This is a genomic window from Ruegeria sp. HKCCE3926 (assembly GCF_017872515.1).
Taxonomy (GTDB): Bacteria; Pseudomonadota; Alphaproteobacteria; order Rhodobacterales; family Rhodobacteraceae; genus Ruegeria.
On record NZ_JAEDOU010000010.1, the window covers coordinates 71259 to 87019 of the forward strand.

Consider the following 15761-nt stretch of genomic DNA (forward strand, 5'->3'; position numbering starts at 1 on the left):
ATGGAAAAGCGTTTGGAGGATCGGGAAATGGCTCAACTCAAAAAAATCCTGTTGGTGGACGATGACGAGGATCTGCGTGAGGCGCTTAGCGAGCAACTTGTCATGACCGAAGACTTTGACGTTTTCGAAGCGTCAGACGGCCAGTCCGCTATGGAGCGCGCACGCGAAGCGATCTATGATCTGGTCATTCTTGATGTGGGTCTGCCGGATACCGACGGGCGGGAATTGTGCCGCCTGATGCGTAAACAGGGCGTGAAAAGCCCGATTCTGATGCTGACCGGTCATGACAGCGATGCCGATACGATCTTGGGCCTGGACGCCGGCGCGAACGATTATGTCTCCAAACCCTTCAAATTTCCGGTATTGCTGGCCCGTATCCGCGCTCAGCTGCGGCAGCACGAACAATCCGAGGACGCGGTATTTGTTCTTGGCCCCTATACGTTCAAGCCGGCGATGAAGATGCTGATCACGGAAGAAGACCGCAAGATCCGTCTGACCGAGAAGGAAACCAACATCCTCAAGTTCCTGTACCGATCAACCGATGGTGTCGTGGCGCGGGATGTGCTGTTGCACGAAGTCTGGGGATACAATGCCGGGGTCACGACCCACACGCTGGAAACCCACATCTATCGTCTGCGTCAGAAGATCGAGCCCGATCCGTCCAATGCGCGCCTTTTGGTCACAGAATCGGGTGGATATAGGCTCGTGTCTTAACTGGTTGTGGATTGATGTGGATCAAAGTGATACTCTGTACTCATAATTAGGTTACTCCCAACCCGTGCATGTCCGGGTTATGACATGTACCTCCCTGTTGGACTGCCGGGCCGAATGGCCCGGCTTTTTTTCGCTGCTGAGGGGCGGCTTCCACACGAAGGCAGACAGCAGCACTGACCGATATTCGCCCAATGACGGAGGTGAGCTCTGCCGCGGTTCACCCTTCCGCCGGGGCAACGGCGCGCTGGTAAAGGTGCCACGTGGTGTGGCCAAGGATCGGAAGGGTAAAGATCAGGCCCAGAAACGCTGGAACCAGCGACAGCAGTATGGTGACCGAGATGATCGCCGCCCAGCCGAGCATGACCGCCGGGCTTTCGGATACGACGCGCAAAGAGGTCAACATGGCAGAGATGAAGTTGGTTTCCCGGTCCAGCAGCAAGGGCATGGCGACGACGGTCACCGAAAACAGTACGGCTGACAGGAACGCGCCGACACAGGTGCCAATGGCAAGGAAGATCCAGCCCTGCGGCGTGAAGAACACGGTGTTCAAAAACCCGTCGAAATCCGAGAAGGATGCGTTCTGAAGGGTGATCGCCAGCCAAAGCCGAACCTGGTAGATCCACACCCAGAAAATGAAAAGTGTGACAAAGGCCATCCAGCCCAATTCGCGTTTGCGTTGATTGGCCATGACGCTGAGGATTTCAGCCCAGCCAAAGCTTTCGCCTTTTTGCAAGCGGCGCGACATTTCATAAAGCCCGGCGGCGGCGAAAGGTGCGACCAGCGGAAAGCCGACAATGGCGGGAATGATCATCCAGATCTGGCCAAGCCAGATCAGGACCCAAACCAGCAGAATTCCGAATACTGCATAGAACAGACCGAAAAAGCCGCTCAGGACAGGGCGGGCCAAAAAGTCGGAAAACCCGGCTTTCAGCGACGCCCTGATGTCATCCGTCGTGATCTTGTTGACCTGCGGCATGTCCCGCTGCTGCGGCGTCAGGTTTTCTGGTGGCGTGGAACCTGCGGTCTCGGATGCCATGACACACTCCTCCCAAAGCATGGTGCCGGGCCGGTCTGTTCGCGAACAGACCCAGCGGTGAAACAGACATTCCTCATTCGCAGACAAGTCTGCATCAGGCGAGATATCAGGGCAAGGGAAAGCACGAATGTGACGCCCGCCTAACTGCCGGTCTGTGGTCCTGGCAACGGGGCTGCCTTTTCTCGTGGCAACTGGCGTTGTGCCACGTTAACCTGCGCCAATCGCGACAAAGGAATCCCCGACATGCCTTTCACCCTTGCCACATGGAACATCAATTCTGTTCGCCTGCGCGAGCCTATCGTGCTGAAATTGCTGCAAGAAGAAGCCCCTGATGTATTGTGCCTGCAAGAGTGCAAATCACCGGTTGAGAAGATCCCGACCGAAGGGTTTTCCGAACTGGGCTACACCCACATGATCGCGCGGGGGCAGAAGGGTTACAACGGCGTCGCCATCCTGTCGCGCCTGCCGATGGAAGAGGTGGGCGACAAGGATTTCGCGGGTCTCGGACATGCCCGCCATATTGCCGGGCGGTTGGAAAATGGTGTCACGATCCACAATTTCTATGTCCCGGCGGGCGGCGACGTGCCGGACCGGAACGTGAATGAGAAATTCGGCCAGAAGCTCGACTATCTCACTGATATGCGCGATTGGTTCCGTGCGGAAAAGCCGGCTAAATCCATCCTTGTCGGCGACCTGAACATCGCTCCGCGTGAGGATGATGTGTGGTCACACAAACAACTGCTGAAGATCGTCTCGCACACGCCCATCGAAGTCGAGCATCTGGCCGAGACACAGGAAGCAGGTGGCTGGGTTGATATCACCCGTCAGGACATCCCGGAAGGGCAGCTTTACAGCTGGTGGTCCTATCGCGCCCGGGATTGGGATGCGGCGGACAAGGGGCGCCGGCTGGACCATATCTGGGCCACGGCCGATATCTCGAACGCGGGCCATTCCAGCCGTATTCTGCGGGACGCCCGTGGATGGGAAAAACCAAGCGATCACGCTCCGGTCTTTGCCAGTTTCGACATCTGATCCGCAACTCAGCCCTTGGTTTCCGCGACAAGCGGCTGCATATAGGGCGCAAGTTCGAACGAAAGAGTGATTGCCATGGACCTTCTGAACGGCGGAAACGCCCCAGCAACCGATCTGATCAAAGACGGGACCGAGGCCACTTTCATGGCCGATGTGGTGGAAACCTCGCAGGAAACACCTGTGATCGTCGATTTCTGGGCACCTTGGTGTGGCCCGTGCAAAACCCTTGGACCGATGCTGGAAGAGGCTGTGACAGCCGCGAAAGGCGCGGTGAAGATGGTCAAGATCAATGTGGATGAGGCGCAGACAATTGCTGCGCAAATGCGCATCCAGTCGATCCCGACCGTCTATGCCTTTTTCAAGGGCCAGCCTGTGGACGGGTTTCAAGGCGCGTTGCCGGGATCCGAGATCAAGGCCTTCGTGGACCGCGTGATCGAAGCCGCAGGGGGGGAAAGCCCCGGGGGGCAACTGGATGATGCTGTGCAGGCTGCCGAGGAAATGCTTGCCGAAGGCGCGGCTGCGGACGCGGCTCAGACCTTTGCCGCAATTCTGGGCGAAGATCCGAACCACGCCGCTGCATATGGTGGTCTGGTGCGGGCGCATATCGCCACCGGTGATCTGGAGCAGGCAGAAGCGATCCTGAACGGCGCTCCGGCCGAGATCTCCACATCGGCCGAGCTGGAGGCCGCACATGCGCAGCTGGAGCTTGCAAAGCAGGCAGCAGATGCCGGCCCCGTCGCCGAGCTGACGGCAGCGGTTGAGGCGGATCCGGACAACCATCAAGCCCGCTTTGATCTGGCGCAGGCGCTGCACGCGAACGGCAATGTGGAAGAAGCCGTGGCACAATTGCTGGAACTGTTCCACCGGGATCGTGAATGGAATGAAGGTGCAGCCAAGACACAGCTTTTCACCATCTTCGATGCGCTCAAGCCCAATGACCCGATTGTTCTGAACGGACGTCGCAAACTCAGTTCGATGATATTTGCCTAATCTCTCATCAGAGCTAGAGTCGGGTACATGATGCATCCCGCCGACCTGCCGGAAACGGTATCTGTTTTTCCATTGCCCGGGGCGCTGCTGCTCCCGCGTTCGCGCTTGCCGCTTCACATATTCGAGCCGCGCTATCTTCAGATGCTGGACGACGCGCTGAAAACCAAGGAACGGTTGATCGCAATGGTTCAGCCGAATCCTTCGGTCAATGACGAAGACAAGCTGCACCGTATCGGATGCGCAGGGCGGGTGACGCAGTTTTCGGAAACCGAAGATGGCCGGTACCTGATCACGTTGACCGGTATATCCCGGTTCAGGGTCATGTCAGAGCTGGACTCGTTCACGCCCTACCGGAGGTGCGCGGTCTCGTGGGACGGGTTCGACCGTGATCTGGGAAAGGCCGAGAAAGACAACGGGTTTGACCGCAACGCGTTCCTGACATTGTTGGAGCGTTTCTTTTCATCCCGTCAATTGTCCACCGACTGGGATTCGCTTAAGGACGCAGAGGATGAACTTTTGGTGAATTCCCTGTCGATGCTTCTGGATTTCGACCCCGAGGACAAACAGGCCCTGCTGGAAGCCCCCTGCCTGCGCACCCGGCGCGAAACGTTGGTGACGCTGATTGAATTCGCCATGCGCGGCGGATCAAACGAGGAAAAACTGCAATGACCGACCCTGAACACGCCTTTGATCGCCACATGCTCGAGGCGATGATCTGCCCGCAGACACATACGACCCTGCACTATGACGCCGAAAAGCGAGAGCTTGTTTCAAAAGCGGCGGGTTTGGCTTTTCCCATCCGCAACGGCATTCCGGTCATGCTGGTCGACGAGGCCCGACAGCTGGATTAAATCGGGCGCCCTTGCAACAGCTTGGGCAGATCCCCGGTCAGCCCGGCCGCTTCGCGAACGAAACCGCGACGGAGGCCGGGCAAAGCGCCGACAACCCCCATGCCAATGTCACGTCCAAGCCGCAGCAGCGGGTTGTCGTTGGAAAAAAGCTTGTTGAAGACATCCGTCGCCATCGCCAGCGAGGCCGTGTCGAAACGGCGCCATTCCTGATAGCGCTCCAGAACCATCAACGAGCCGATATCCTCGCCGCGCCGTCCCGCCAAAGTCAGGACCTCAGCCAGAGCGCCGACATCGCGGAGGCCAGCGTTCAGGCCCTGACCGGCAATGGGGTGCATTCCGTGCGCGGCATCTCCGACCAGCGCCATGCGATCGCTGATGAAGGAATTGGCTATGGTCAGGTTCAGCGGATAAGTGAAACGATCTCCCGCCAGACTGATTTTGCCAAGAAAATCGCCAAATCGCGGGCGCAGAACTTGCACGTAGTCATCCTCGGGCAGGGCGTTGATGTGCTGTGCGCTGTCGGTGCGTTCGCTCCAGACGATGGAACTGCGATTGCCAGTTAACGGCAGAATTGCCAGCGGACCGGGTGGCATGAAAAACTGATGCGCGATGCCATTATGTGGCAGCTCATGTTCGATGGCGCAGACCAATGCCGTCTGGCCGTAATCCCAACCGGTGCGTTTGATGCCGGCCCGTGACGCGGTTCCGCTGCGGCGACCGTCACAGCCAACCAGCAGGCTGCCGCCCAGGGTTTTGCTGTCATCCAACGTCACGGTCACGCTGGCCGTGTCGGTCTGTTGCGAAACGACGGATTTGCCGCTTACCTGGGTGATGCGCGGCTCTTCGGCCATCGCGTCCAGAAAAGCACGGCGCAGGTGGCGATCCTCGACCATATACCCCATCGGGCCTTCTTCGATCTCGGCATGGTCGAAATGCATGAAAAACGGCGATGGCCCTGTCCCGGCATGGCCATCTGTGACCTTGATTTCCAGCATCGGCTGGGCGTGCTGCGCGACGCGGTCCCAAATACCGATGGCGTCCAACAACCGCTGTGAGGCCAGAGCCAGCGCATAGGCGCGCCCGTCGAATGCCGCGTTCTTGCGTACCTTTTCGACCAGCGCATCGATCACCGTGACCGAATGACCGGTTTGTGCCAGTGCCAGCGCCAAAGCAGGGCCGTTCAACCCGCCGCCCACGATCAGAATGTCAGAAGCCTGTGTCATGCCCTGCAATATGCGCGCCCTTTCGGGATTGTCCATGTGCAGTCCTGTCGCTACCGTCACCCACAGCCGAAAAACCAGGAGGGATGAGATGCAGGATTGGTTGACAATGACCGCGTGTGATTTGGGCCGTGGCATTGGCATGGGGCAGATCGATCCGGTCGAACTGACGGAAACCTACCTGTCCGCTATTGACGCTCATCCGCATCGGGACCGCATCTATGCCCGCGTCACCCACGACCGCGCCCGGGCCGAAGCGGAAGCCGCTCGGCAACGCGCGCAACTGGGCCTGCGCCGGTCGCTGCTGGATGGCGTCCCGATCAGTTGGAAAGACCTGTTCGACACCACCGGCACCGAGACCGAGGCGGGTTCGGCTTTGTTGAAGGATCGCGTGCCGGATGCGGATGCGCTGGTGCTGCGCAATGCGACTCAGATGGGCACCGTTTGCCTGGGTAAAACACATATGAGCGAGCTGGCCTTTTCCGGCCTCGGGTTGAATCCGATCACCGAAACCCCGCCCTGCATTCATGACGAGGCAGCAGTGCCCGGAGGGTCGTCTTCGGGGGCGGCGGCCTCGGTCGCGTGGGGGTTGGCGGCGTGTGGCATCGGCTCGGACACGGGTGGTTCGGTGCGTATCCCGGCGGCTTGGAATGATCTGGTGGGGCTGAAAACCACTGCGGGACGGCTCAGCCTGGAAGGTGTGGTGCCGCTGTGCCTGCGTTTCGACACGGTTGGACCTGTGGCGCGTTCGGTCGAGGACGCGGCGCATGTGCTGGCTCTGCTCGAGGGGGGAACACCTGCCGATCTGCGTGGTGCTTCGCTGAAAGGGCGCCGTTTTGCCGATTTGCAGAACATTGCCAAGGACGACCTGCGCGACACACCGCGCAAAGCATATGACGAAGCCGTGGCCAAACTTGCCGACGCGGGGGCCGAGATCGTGCCGTTGGAAGTGCCCGAGTTGAACGAGGCCATGACGTTGACCAGCATCGTATACACGACCGAGGCCTATGGGCTGTGGCGCGATGTCATCGAAGCCAATCCCGAGGCAATGTATCCCGAGATTCTCGAACGCTTCCGCATTGGCATGGGTTATTCGGGCCCCGACTATGTGGCGGCCTGGGCCAAACTCAAGGCATGCCGCAGCGCCTGGGACGCGGCAACCGCCGGGTTTGATGCGGTTCTGGCACCGACAGCGCCGATTTTGCCGCCCAATCTGGAGCGCTTGCTCAGCGATCATGACTATTACGTAACCGAGAATCTTCTGGCCCTGCGGAACACGCGGATTGGCAACCTGATGGGGCTGGCGGCGCTGAGCCTGCCCACCGGAACTCCCGGCTGCGGGTTGATGATGCTGGGCTATCCCGGCTCGGAAGAGGCGTTGTTGCGGCTGGGTTCGGCAGCGGAAACGGTGCTGGCCTGAATGCCACAATCCCCTGATTCGGAACCTCTTTGTCTGGACGAAGAGGGACCCGGGCTGTAATCTGCCAAAAAAACGGGGCGCCAATGACCCCGATATTGAGGCAGTATTATGGATTTCCCCGAGCGGTTTTCGAACCTACCGGCTTATGCATTCCCGCGTCTGCGCGCCCTGTTGGATCACCACCAGCCGGGCGGTGATGTCGTTCACATGACCATTGGTGCGCCGACACATGATTTTCCGGCTTGGGTGACGGATGTCATCTTGGAAAACGCCGCCGGGTTCCAAGGGTATCCCCCGAACGAAGGGTCGGATGACCTGCGCACGGCGATCACGGATTGGATCAAACGGCGATATGGGGTTCAGATGGACCCTGATGCCAACGTGATGGCGCTGAACGGAACGCGCGAGGGGCTATACAACGCGGCCATGGCTTTGTGCCCGGAACAGAAGAACGGTCAGCAGCCGATCATCCTGTGCCCGAACCCGTTTTATCAGGTCTACATGGTCGCCTCGCTGTCGGTGGGCGCGCAGCCTTATTTTGTGCCCGCCACCGCCGCGACGGGCCATCTGCCGGACTATGCCGGCCTGCCTGCGGACGTGCTGAACCGCACCGCCGTGGCCTATATCTGTTCACCCGCCAATCCGCAGGGGGCCGTTGCCTCGCGCGAGTATTGGGCCGACCTGATCCGTCTGGCCGAGCAGTACGATTTCCGTATTTTTGCGGATGAGTGTTATTCCGAGATTTACCGTGAAGAAGCCCCGACAGGTATTCTGACTGTCGCGCAGGAACTGGGCGCTGATCCTGAACGGATCACGCTGTTCAACTCACTTTCTAAACGTTCGAATCTGGCCGGTTTGCGGTCGGGGTTTATCGCCGGTGGTCCAAAGACGATCAAACAGGTCAAGCAGCTGCGCACCTATGCCGGGTCGCCTCTGCCTCTGCCCTTGCAAGCCGCCGCAGCAAAGGTTTGGGCGGATGAGGACCACGTTCGCGAAAACCGCGCGCTGTATCAGGAAAAATACGCCATTGCGGATGAGGTATTCGCAGGCGTGCAGGGCTATATGGCGCCAGAGGCCGGTTTCTTTCTGTGGCTGCCGGTCGAGAATGGTGAAGACACCGCATTGAAAGTCTGGAAGGAAACCGGTGTCCGGGTCCTGCCGGGCGCATATCTTTCACAAGGCGATCCGGGAAAGAACCCGGGCGAAGGATTTATCCGGGCTGCATTGGTGGCCCCAAAAACAGAGTTGCAGCGTGGTCTGATCACACTCCGCGACTGCATCTATTCGTGAGGTACGAGGGCAAAATGGCATCATATAACGCGCGCAACCGCGATCCATTGCTGGACAGCACAACGCAGGCAGCCCTGGAGCGACGCAGCAAGGAGTTGATTGGCATCGCCCTGATCCTGCTGGGTTTGGCAGCGGCCGCGATGATCTGGTCCTACACGCCCGATGATCCCAACTGGATGGTGTCCACCGACGCGCCGGTGCAGAACTGGATGGGGCGGATTGGGGCCTCGATCGCCGCACCCTTGTTCATGATCGTCGGCTGGGGAAGCTGGGGCATCGCAATGGTTCTGATTGGTTGGGGTTTTCGGTTTGCGGGCCATTTCGGGGAAGATCGCGCCATTGCGCGTCTGATTTTTGCCCCGATCTGGATCGCCGTCGTCTCGGTGTATGCCGCGACCCTCGTTCCTGATGCAGGCTGGCGCGCGACCCACAGCTATGGTCTGGGCGGTTTGTTCGGCGATACGGTCATGGGCGCATTGCTGACGCTGTTGCCGATTTCGTCGCATTTTCTGGTGAAGCTGATGTCGCTGGCCATGGCGGTCGGGATGATTGCGCTGGGTATTTTTGTGCTGGGTTTCACCAAAATCGATGTCAAGCGGGGTTTCCGCGCCTTCTTGCTGGGTCTGGTGATGGCATATGACATGCTGATGACCCTGATGGGCCGTGGTGCAGCCTCGGCTGCGCAGGCAGCACGAGATCGCCGCGCGCAATGGGAAGAGCGCAAACTTGCGCGAACCGCAGAGGCCGAAGCCGTGTTCGAGGATGATCTGGCTTATGCCGATCCAATCTTTGAAGAACCCGAACTGGAAAGTCCCGAACCTCCGGTCAAGTCCGGTCTGTTGGCGCGCATGCCGTCACTTATCCGGCGCCCCGATCCCATGCCCGAGCCAGAGCTGGTCGATCCGGAACCAATCGCGGGTTTCGACGAAATGCCGGGCGAGGATCGCATCCGTTCGAAAATCTCGGCTGCTGTGCGCAATCGCAAAGTGGCCACAGGTGAGTTGACGCCCGAACCCGACCCGAACCTTCCGCTGACCAAAGGCCGTGGCCGCCGCCCGGGGCCGCTGATCCTGAACACAAGCCAGCCCGATGGCTTGCCGGCGGAACCGCCGGTGACAGCAGCAGGACTGCCGCCCGAGCCACCCGTAACAGCGGGTGATAAGCCAGAGTGGCAAGAATCCACGCCGGTTGAAAACGCGCCCGCGCCTATGCAGACCCCCTATGCGCCCGAGCCGGATGTGGAGGATGAGGTATTCGAGGATGTCGAAGAAGCTGTTTTGCAACCGCGCCCGGCGATGAAAATCCCGGTAGCCGAACCGCGCAAGCCCGTGGTCGCGCAACCGGTACGCCGTACACCGCAACCGTCTCGCCGCGCACAGGCCGAGGCACAGCCTGCACTATCCTTTGAAGAGCGGCACTCGGACTTCGAACTGCCACCTCTGGGCCTTTTGTCGAATCCGGCCAGCATTCAGCGCCACCATCTGAGCGATGAAGCCTTGGAAGAAAACGCGCGGATGCTGGAAAACGTGCTGGATGATTACGGCGTGAAGGGTGAGATCGTCAGCGTTCGCCCGGGCCCGGTCGTCACCATGTACGAACTGGAGCCCGCTCCGGGGCTGAAGGCAAGCCGCGTGATCGGCCTGGCCGATGACATCGCACGTTCGATGTCGGCCCTGTCGGCGCGGGTTTCGACCCTACCGGGCCGTTCGGTTATCGGTATCGAACTACCGAACGAAAATCGCGAAATGGTGGTTCTGCGCGAAATCCTGGCCAGCCGTGATTTCGGCGATGGCAACCAGGCACTGCCGTTGGCCTTGGGCAAGGATATCGGCGGCGAGTCCGTCGTGGCGAACCTGGCGAAGATGCCGCACTTGCTGATTGCGGGAACCACGGGTTCGGGTAAATCAGTGGCGATCAACACGATGATCCTGTCACTGCTGTACAAGCTGACACCGGACGAATGCCGCCTGATCATGATCGACCCGAAAATGTTGGAACTGTCGGTCTACGACGGTATCCCGCATCTGCTGTCGCCTGTTGTGACCGACCCGAAAAAGGCGGTGGTCGCCCTGAAATGGGTCGTGGGCGAGATGGAAGATCGCTATCGCAAGATGTCCAAAATGGGCGTCCGCAACATCGCAGGCTATAACGGCCGGGTGAAGGATGCGTTGGCCAAAGGCGAGATGTTCAGCCGCACGGTGCAAACCGGGTTTGACGATGAAACCGGTGAACCAACGTTCGAGACTGAAGAATTCGCGCCCGAAGCGATGCCCTATATCGTTGTCATCGTCGATGAGATGGCCGACCTGATGATGGTGGCGGGAAAGGAAATCGAAGCCTGCATCCAGCGTCTGGCACAGATGGCGCGGGCCTCGGGCATTCACCTGATCATGGCCACACAGCGCCCCTCGGTCGACGTGATCACCGGTACGATCAAGGCGAACTTCCCAACGCGGATTTCCTTCCAGGTGACGTCGAAAGTCGACAGCCGCACCATTCTGGGTGAAATGGGGGCCGAACAGCTGCTGGGGCAGGGCGACATGCTTTACATGGCTGGCGGTGCCAAGATTACCCGCTGCCACGGGCCCTTTGTCTCGGATGAAGAGGTCGAGGAAGTCGTCAACCACCTGAAACAGTTTGGTCCACCGGACTACATTGGCGGTGTTGTCGACGGTCCGGCCGAAGAAAAGGCTGACAATATCGATGCCGTTTTGGGCCTGAACACTGGCGGCAATACGAACGGAGAGGACGCGTTGTACGATCAGGCGGTGGCAATCGTGATCAAGGATCGCAAATGCTCGACCTCGTATATTCAGCGAAAACTTGCCATTGGCTACAACAAAGCTGCACGGCTTGTTGAGCAAATGGAAGACGAAGGTGTTGTTTCGTCAGCAAATCATGTCGGGAAACGCGAAATCCTCGTCCCCGAGCAATAGGATATTTAATAACAAGGGCAGAAGACCTATCTGTACGGCATGAAACAGATTGCTTTTGCCCTTGCTTTGACACTGGCCGCACCCGCCGCATGGGCGGCGGAGAAGCTGCCGCTCTCGCAGATTTCCAATTACCTGAACGGGTTGAAGACGGTTCAGACAACATTCACCCAGGTGAATGACGATGGCTCGCTGAGCACCGGCAAGCTGTGGATGCAGCGCCCCGGCAAGATGCGGTTTGAATATGACCCGCCCAACAGTGCCGTGGTGCTGGCAAGATCCGGTAGTGTTCAGATCTTTGATCCGAAATCGAACCAGCCGCCCGAGCAATACCCGCTTAAGCGCACACCACTGTCCATCGTGCTGGCGCGAAACGTGAACCTGAGCCAGGCAAATATGGTTGTAGGTCACAGCTTTGACGGCACGGCCACCGTCGTCACCGCGCAGGATCCCAAGAACCCCGAAGCGGGTCGGATCGAACTGATGTTCACGGACAATCCGGTCGAGCTGCGCAAGTGGGTGATTCACGACAATGCGGGCAGCCAGACGACGGTATTGCTGGGCGCCCTGAATGAAGGCGGTCGCCTTGATCAGAAGCTGTTCTCGGACAAAAAGAGAAGCGGGTCAGGCAATCGCTGACCCGCTTGTACGTATCAATACCGGCAGTTCGCCAACTGTGCCTGATATAGTTGTGCGCGTGCGTCCACGTCATTGGCAACGTTCAACAACCAGGATTTGCTGTTGTAGCTGCCACGGGCGTAGCCTGTATGGCCTTCGTGATAGGCTAGGTACTGATTGCGCGTATCTGCCGGGTGGATACCGTTACGCTCGTAGCTTTTGTTCATGTACCAGCCGATAAAATCCGAGGCGTCGCGGATGCGATCGCGCTTGGCCCGACGTTTTCCTGTTTCGCGCTGATATTGTTCCCACGTGCCGTCCAGTGCCTGACCATAGCCGTAAGCGCTGCTTTGACGGCCCATTGGGATGACGCCCAATACATATCTATGCGGAGTGCGCGCATCATGCCTGTACCGGCTTTCCTGATAGATGGTCGCCATCTGAACGTGAACCGGAACGCCCCATTTGCGCTCGGTGTTCTTGAAGGCTTTGATATAGTCGGGTTTTTCACGCGCAATACTGCACGCATCGTTTAATCTGCTGGGCGGCTGTTTAGAGCCGCCCCCACAGGATGCCAGAAGCAGCACCCCCAGGAGTACGAAAAGAATTCTGCTCATGTGCCTCGTGCCTTTTTTGTGTATTCTAGCGCAGATTGAGCGCTTAGGAAATCACAATCGCTATAAAATGATAGCCAGAATAGCCGGTAACGCCGCAACGGAAAGCACGGTGGACACCATGACCATGCCGGCGACGGCGTCGGAATCGGCCCCAAACCGTTCGGCCAACAGGTAAGAGGTTACGGCAACCGGCGTACAGATTTGAAGAACCAGAACGCCAAATGCGATCGTATCCAAATCAAACCATCGTCCGATTCCCCATCCCAGCGTAAAGCACACCGCCAGTTTCAGCGCTGACAGCCACAGCGCCCGCCCCAGGCTGTGCGAAGTCAGGCGGGCGATTGCCACACCCAACGTGACCAACATCAGCGGGACGGCCATTTGCCCCAAAAGCTCCAGCGTGTTGGTCAGAAATGTCGGCGTCTGCCACCCCTGCCACAAAAACACTGCGCCAAGGATCGTCGCCCAAGCCATTGGTTGGCGCGCAACCTGTCCCCACGCCCCTTTCCCGGCGACCAGATAAATCCCGTAAGTGAAAGAAAACAATGCGGTAACTGACAGAAAGACAACAGCATATCCCAGACCAATCTGACCAAAGGCAAAGATGCACAGCGGCAGGCCCAGATTTCCGGTATTGCCGAAGACCAAAGGCGACAGATATGTTCGCGGGTCCAGTCTCAGCCCTCGAACGATCAGCCAGAACACAACCACCAGCAGCAGATTTGCGAGCAGTGTCGCCATTGTGAAGCGCGACAGATCATTGCCCGGGATCTCGGTTTGCATCAGGGCAACAAAGATCAGACTGGGCATTGCCAGCATCGTTGCAAAGCGGGTGACGAATTGCAGGCGGTATTCGAAACCCAGCTTAACCCATGTAAAACCAACAGCCGCCAATAGAAAAACCGGCGCCACGATTTCGAACACTGTCAGTATAAGGTTCACAGACTGTTTCCCTGATTTTCACATCAATGATTGGCTTTTCCGCCCGGAAACGGGTAAAAAAAGCGTTGGGGGCTGATACAATGCTAAAGACACGTGCAAAATACGGCTTGGGCCAGGTGGTTCGTCACAAGAAACACCCTTTTCGAGGGGTGATTTTTGACGTGGATCCCGAGTTTTCGAATACCGAAGAATGGTATCAGGCCATTCCGGAAGACAGCCGCCCAAGGAAAGAGCAACCGTTCTACCATCTGCTGGCCGAGAACGACCAATCCTTCTATGTTGCTTATGTTTCAGAACAAAATCTGGTTGCAGACTATTCAGGCGAACCGGTCGAGCACCCGGATATTCCCAATATGTTCGGACCGTTCGAAGATGGTGCATACCCCCTGCATTTCCACCTGAACTAAGTGCGCCGAACCGGCGGGCGTAAGTCTGCCGCAGATCAGTATCCAAGGGCGCAGCCATCCTTGCGTGGGTCGCTGGCACCCTCCAAAACACCGTCTTTTCGGATTCGGATCGCTTGCGCTCCGCCAAGTGGTGTTTCCGGCATCTCAATATTATGGCCGATATCGGACAATTGTTTCGCGATCTCGTCGCTGTAGCCACGCTCCAGTTTCAGAACCGATCCGTCAAAGAAGGCGCGTGGCGCATCGATGCTTTCCTGCAACCCAAGCCCGAAATCGACAAGATTTGACACGAAGCGCGCGTGTCCGGTTGGCTGATAGGCGCCGCCCATGACACCAAATGGCATCGTGACCCGACCGTTCTGCGCCAACATTCCCGGAATGATCGTGTGCATCGGGCGTTTGCCGCCGCCCAGTTCGTTGGGGTGGCCGGGCTGCAATGTGAATCCTGCCCCGCGGTTTTGCAGCAATATGCCGTATTTTCCCGACGCGATACCGGATCCAAAGCTGTGAAAGATCGAATAGATCAACGAAACAGCCATTTGGTCGCGGTCGACGACGGTGATGTAAACCGTGTCCTTGTGAACCGCTTCGGTCAGAGGCGCCGCAGCAGGCATCGCCTTTTGGGGATCGATCAAAGCAGCCAGTCTGGCAGCGATATCCGGATCCAGAAAGCGCTCTACTCTTGCCATGTGGTCGGGATCCGCGATGAACCGGTTTCGAGCGTCATAGGCCAGTTTGGTGGCCTCGGCTTCGATATGAATACGCTCCGCTCCGAATGGATCCATCGAGGCCATGTCAAAATGCTTGAGGATATTCAGTAGCAAAATCGCGGTTGCGCCCTGGCCGTTCGGCGGATGTTCCACCAGATCCACACCTTTGTAGGCCCCATGTATCGGCTGCGTTTCAGTACATCTTGTGTGATGAAAGTCCTCAGCGGAATGGACACCACCCCTTTCCGAAAGCGCGGTGATCATATCATCGGCGATTTCACCTGAATAGAACGCGTCGCGCCCGTGGGCCGCGATCTGGCGCAATACCTTCGCCTGTCCCGGCGCACGGAAAACCTGCCCGATCGACGGGGCTTGCCCGTCAATCAGATAGTGGTCGCGGGCGGCGCCCTGAAGTGTTGCGGCACCTGATTTCCAATCGAAAGCGACCCGAGGAGCCACCGGAACACCCGCTTCAGCATAATGAATCGCCGGTTTCAAAATCGCGCCCAACCCCAGGCGACCCTCGGTCTGGGCCAGGTGGCAAAAGGCATCGACGGCTCCGGGAATGGTCACGGCATCCGGCACGCCCAAAGGTACGGATGACAAGCCCTGATCGCGCAACATCTGGGACTGCGCGGCAGCCGGTGCGCGGCCCGATCCGTTGAGCGCGCGTATCCTGCTTTCGCCGGCACGATTGAACAGAACGAAGCAATCGCCGCCCAATCCGGTCATCTGTGGTTCGCAAATCCCCAAAAGAACAGCCCCGGCAATCGCGGCATCCATCGCGTTGCCGCCCTGGCCCAAGGTATCGATGGCCACTTTGGCCGCCAGCGGATGCGACGTTGCGCACATGCCTTGCGTGGCAAAAACTTCGGATCGGCCCGGATTATGCAGATCACGCATGGCGAATTCTCTCTCGTTAGAACAAGAGAAAGCTATTCACTGATCAGCGATTGTCCAGCGATTTCAGGATGGGAAGTT

The 15761-nt window shown here is 58.5% G+C and carries 15 protein-coding genes; 10 read left to right on the plus strand and 5 right to left on the minus strand.

Annotation, left to right across the window (positions count from 1 at the left end; all coding sequences use genetic code 11):
* Window positions 1-27: 27 nt before the first annotated feature.
* Complete coding sequence (locus I9184_RS19195; RefSeq protein ID WP_117872957.1) at window positions 28-714, plus strand: response regulator transcription factor; 687 nt, start codon at window positions 28-30, stop codon at window positions 712-714.
* Window positions 715-931: 217 nt separating this feature from the next.
* Here the strand turns inward: I9184_RS19195 and I9184_RS19200 are convergent, their stop codons facing one another.
* On the minus strand, window positions 932-1750 hold the full coding sequence (locus I9184_RS19200; RefSeq protein ID WP_171637758.1) for a DUF2189 domain-containing protein: 819 nt from the start codon (window positions 1748-1750) through the stop codon (window positions 932-934).
* Window positions 1751-1993: 243 nt separating this feature from the next.
* On the opposite strand from I9184_RS19200, the gene I9184_RS19205 reads away from it, so the two are divergent.
* The 4 genes from I9184_RS19205 (at window position 1994) to I9184_RS19220 (ending at window position 4623) form a co-directional block, all read left to right on the plus strand.
* Window positions 1994-2782 (plus strand): exodeoxyribonuclease III, encoded by a 789-nt coding sequence (locus I9184_RS19205; RefSeq protein WP_209835451.1) that lies wholly within the window; start codon window positions 1994-1996, stop codon window positions 2780-2782.
* 75 nt (window positions 2783-2857) lie between these two features.
* Window positions 2858-3772 carry a thioredoxin gene (trxA, locus tag I9184_RS19210; RefSeq protein WP_171637754.1) on the plus strand — a complete coding sequence of 305 codons (915 nt, stop codon included), beginning with the start codon at window positions 2858-2860 and terminating at the stop codon, window positions 3770-3772.
* A gap of 27 nt (window positions 3773-3799) precedes the next feature.
* The gene (locus I9184_RS19215) at window positions 3800-4441 is read left to right on the plus strand and encodes an LON peptidase substrate-binding domain-containing protein (RefSeq protein WP_209835452.1); all 642 of its coding nucleotides are present in this window, start codon (window positions 3800-3802) and stop codon (window positions 4439-4441) included.
* A complete protein-coding gene (locus tag I9184_RS19220) occupies window positions 4438-4623 on the plus strand; it encodes a Trm112 family protein (RefSeq protein WP_171119907.1) in 186 nt (61 codons plus the stop codon). The genes I9184_RS19215 and I9184_RS19220 overlap by 4 nt, the downstream gene beginning before the upstream one ends.
* Here the strand turns inward: I9184_RS19220 and I9184_RS19225 are convergent.
* Window positions 4620-5882, minus strand: a complete 1263-nt coding sequence (locus I9184_RS19225; protein ID WP_245218218.1) for an FAD-dependent monooxygenase — start codon at window positions 5880-5882, stop codon at window positions 4620-4622. The genes I9184_RS19220 and I9184_RS19225 overlap by 4 nt on opposite strands.
* A 52-nt stretch (window positions 5883-5934) precedes the next feature.
* Between I9184_RS19225 and I9184_RS19230 the strand changes: the two genes are divergently transcribed.
* The 4 genes from I9184_RS19230 to I9184_RS19245 all read left to right on the plus strand — a co-directional run bounded on the left by I9184_RS19230 (window position 5935) and on the right by I9184_RS19245 (window position 12125).
* Window positions 5935-7263, plus strand: coding sequence for an amidase family protein (locus I9184_RS19230; RefSeq protein WP_209835453.1), 1329 nt, complete (start codon window positions 5935-5937; stop codon window positions 7261-7263).
* Between the two features lie 108 nt (window positions 7264-7371).
* Window positions 7372-8553, plus strand: coding sequence for an aminotransferase class I/II-fold pyridoxal phosphate-dependent enzyme (locus I9184_RS19235; protein ID WP_209835454.1), 1182 nt, complete (start codon window positions 7372-7374; stop codon window positions 8551-8553).
* Between the two features lie 14 nt (window positions 8554-8567).
* Window positions 8568-11489, plus strand: a complete 2922-nt coding sequence (locus tag I9184_RS19240) for a DNA translocase FtsK (protein WP_209835455.1) — start codon at window positions 8568-8570, stop codon at window positions 11487-11489.
* A gap of 39 nt (window positions 11490-11528) precedes the next feature.
* Entirely contained in the window at window positions 11529-12125 is a 597-nt protein-coding gene (locus I9184_RS19245; protein ID WP_170345603.1) for an outer membrane lipoprotein carrier protein LolA, read from the plus strand.
* 14 nt (window positions 12126-12139) lie between these two features.
* On the opposite strand, the gene I9184_RS19250 is transcribed toward I9184_RS19245, so the two are convergent.
* Together I9184_RS19250 and I9184_RS19255 are read right to left on the minus strand one after the other, a co-directional pair.
* Window positions 12140-12721: a lytic transglycosylase gene (locus I9184_RS19250; protein ID WP_152459251.1), complete on the minus strand. Its 582-nt coding sequence runs from the start codon at window positions 12719-12721 to the stop codon at window positions 12140-12142.
* A gap of 60 nt (window positions 12722-12781) precedes the next feature.
* A complete protein-coding gene (locus I9184_RS19255) occupies window positions 12782-13663 on the minus strand; it encodes an AEC family transporter (RefSeq protein ID WP_209835456.1) in 882 nt (293 codons plus the stop codon).
* A gap of 80 nt (window positions 13664-13743) precedes the next feature.
* Between I9184_RS19255 and hspQ the strand changes: the two genes are divergently transcribed.
* Window positions 13744-14070, plus strand: coding sequence for a heat shock protein HspQ (hspQ, locus tag I9184_RS19260; protein WP_050604943.1), 327 nt, complete (start codon window positions 13744-13746; stop codon window positions 14068-14070).
* Between the two features lie 35 nt (window positions 14071-14105).
* Here hspQ and ggt read toward each other — a convergent pair whose 3' ends face one another.
* Window positions 14106-15683 carry a gamma-glutamyltransferase gene (gene ggt, locus I9184_RS19265; protein ID WP_209835457.1) on the minus strand — a complete coding sequence of 526 codons (1578 nt, stop codon included), beginning with the start codon at window positions 15681-15683 and terminating at the stop codon, window positions 14106-14108.
* Window positions 15684-15761: the final 78 nt, after the last annotated feature.

Coding starts and splice junctions, on each gene's coding strand:
- I9184_RS19245 (WP_170345603.1), top strand. CDS start 11,529: ATGAAACAGATTGCTTTTGCCCTTGCTTTGACACTGGCCGCACCCGCC.
- I9184_RS19205 (WP_209835451.1), top strand. CDS start 1,994: ATGCCTTTCACCCTTGCCACATGGAACATCAATTCTGTTCGCCTGCGC.
- I9184_RS19230 (WP_209835453.1), top strand. CDS start 5,935: ATGCAGGATTGGTTGACAATGACCGCGTGTGATTTGGGCCGTGGCATT.
- ggt (WP_209835457.1), bottom strand. CDS start 15,683: ATGCGTGATCTGCATAATCCGGGCCGATCCGAAGTTTTTGCCACGCAA.
- hspQ (WP_050604943.1), top strand. CDS start 13,744: ATGCTAAAGACACGTGCAAAATACGGCTTGGGCCAGGTGGTTCGTCAC.
- I9184_RS19200 (WP_171637758.1), bottom strand. CDS start 1,750: ATGGCATCCGAGACCGCAGGTTCCACGCCACCAGAAAACCTGACGCCG.
- trxA (WP_171637754.1), top strand. CDS start 2,858: ATGGACCTTCTGAACGGCGGAAACGCCCCAGCAACCGATCTGATCAAA.
- I9184_RS19250 (WP_152459251.1), bottom strand. CDS start 12,721: ATGAGCAGAATTCTTTTCGTACTCCTGGGGGTGCTGCTTCTGGCATCC.
- I9184_RS19195 (WP_117872957.1), top strand. CDS start 28: ATGGCTCAACTCAAAAAAATCCTGTTGGTGGACGATGACGAGGATCTG.
- I9184_RS19215 (WP_209835452.1), top strand. CDS start 3,800: ATGATGCATCCCGCCGACCTGCCGGAAACGGTATCTGTTTTTCCATTG.
- I9184_RS19235 (WP_209835454.1), top strand. CDS start 7,372: ATGGATTTCCCCGAGCGGTTTTCGAACCTACCGGCTTATGCATTCCCG.
- I9184_RS19220 (WP_171119907.1), top strand. CDS start 4,438: ATGACCGACCCTGAACACGCCTTTGATCGCCACATGCTCGAGGCGATG.
- I9184_RS19225 (WP_245218218.1), bottom strand. CDS start 5,882: ATGGACAATCCCGAAAGGGCGCGCATATTGCAGGGCATGACACAGGCT.
- I9184_RS19240 (WP_209835455.1), top strand. CDS start 8,568: ATGGCATCATATAACGCGCGCAACCGCGATCCATTGCTGGACAGCACA.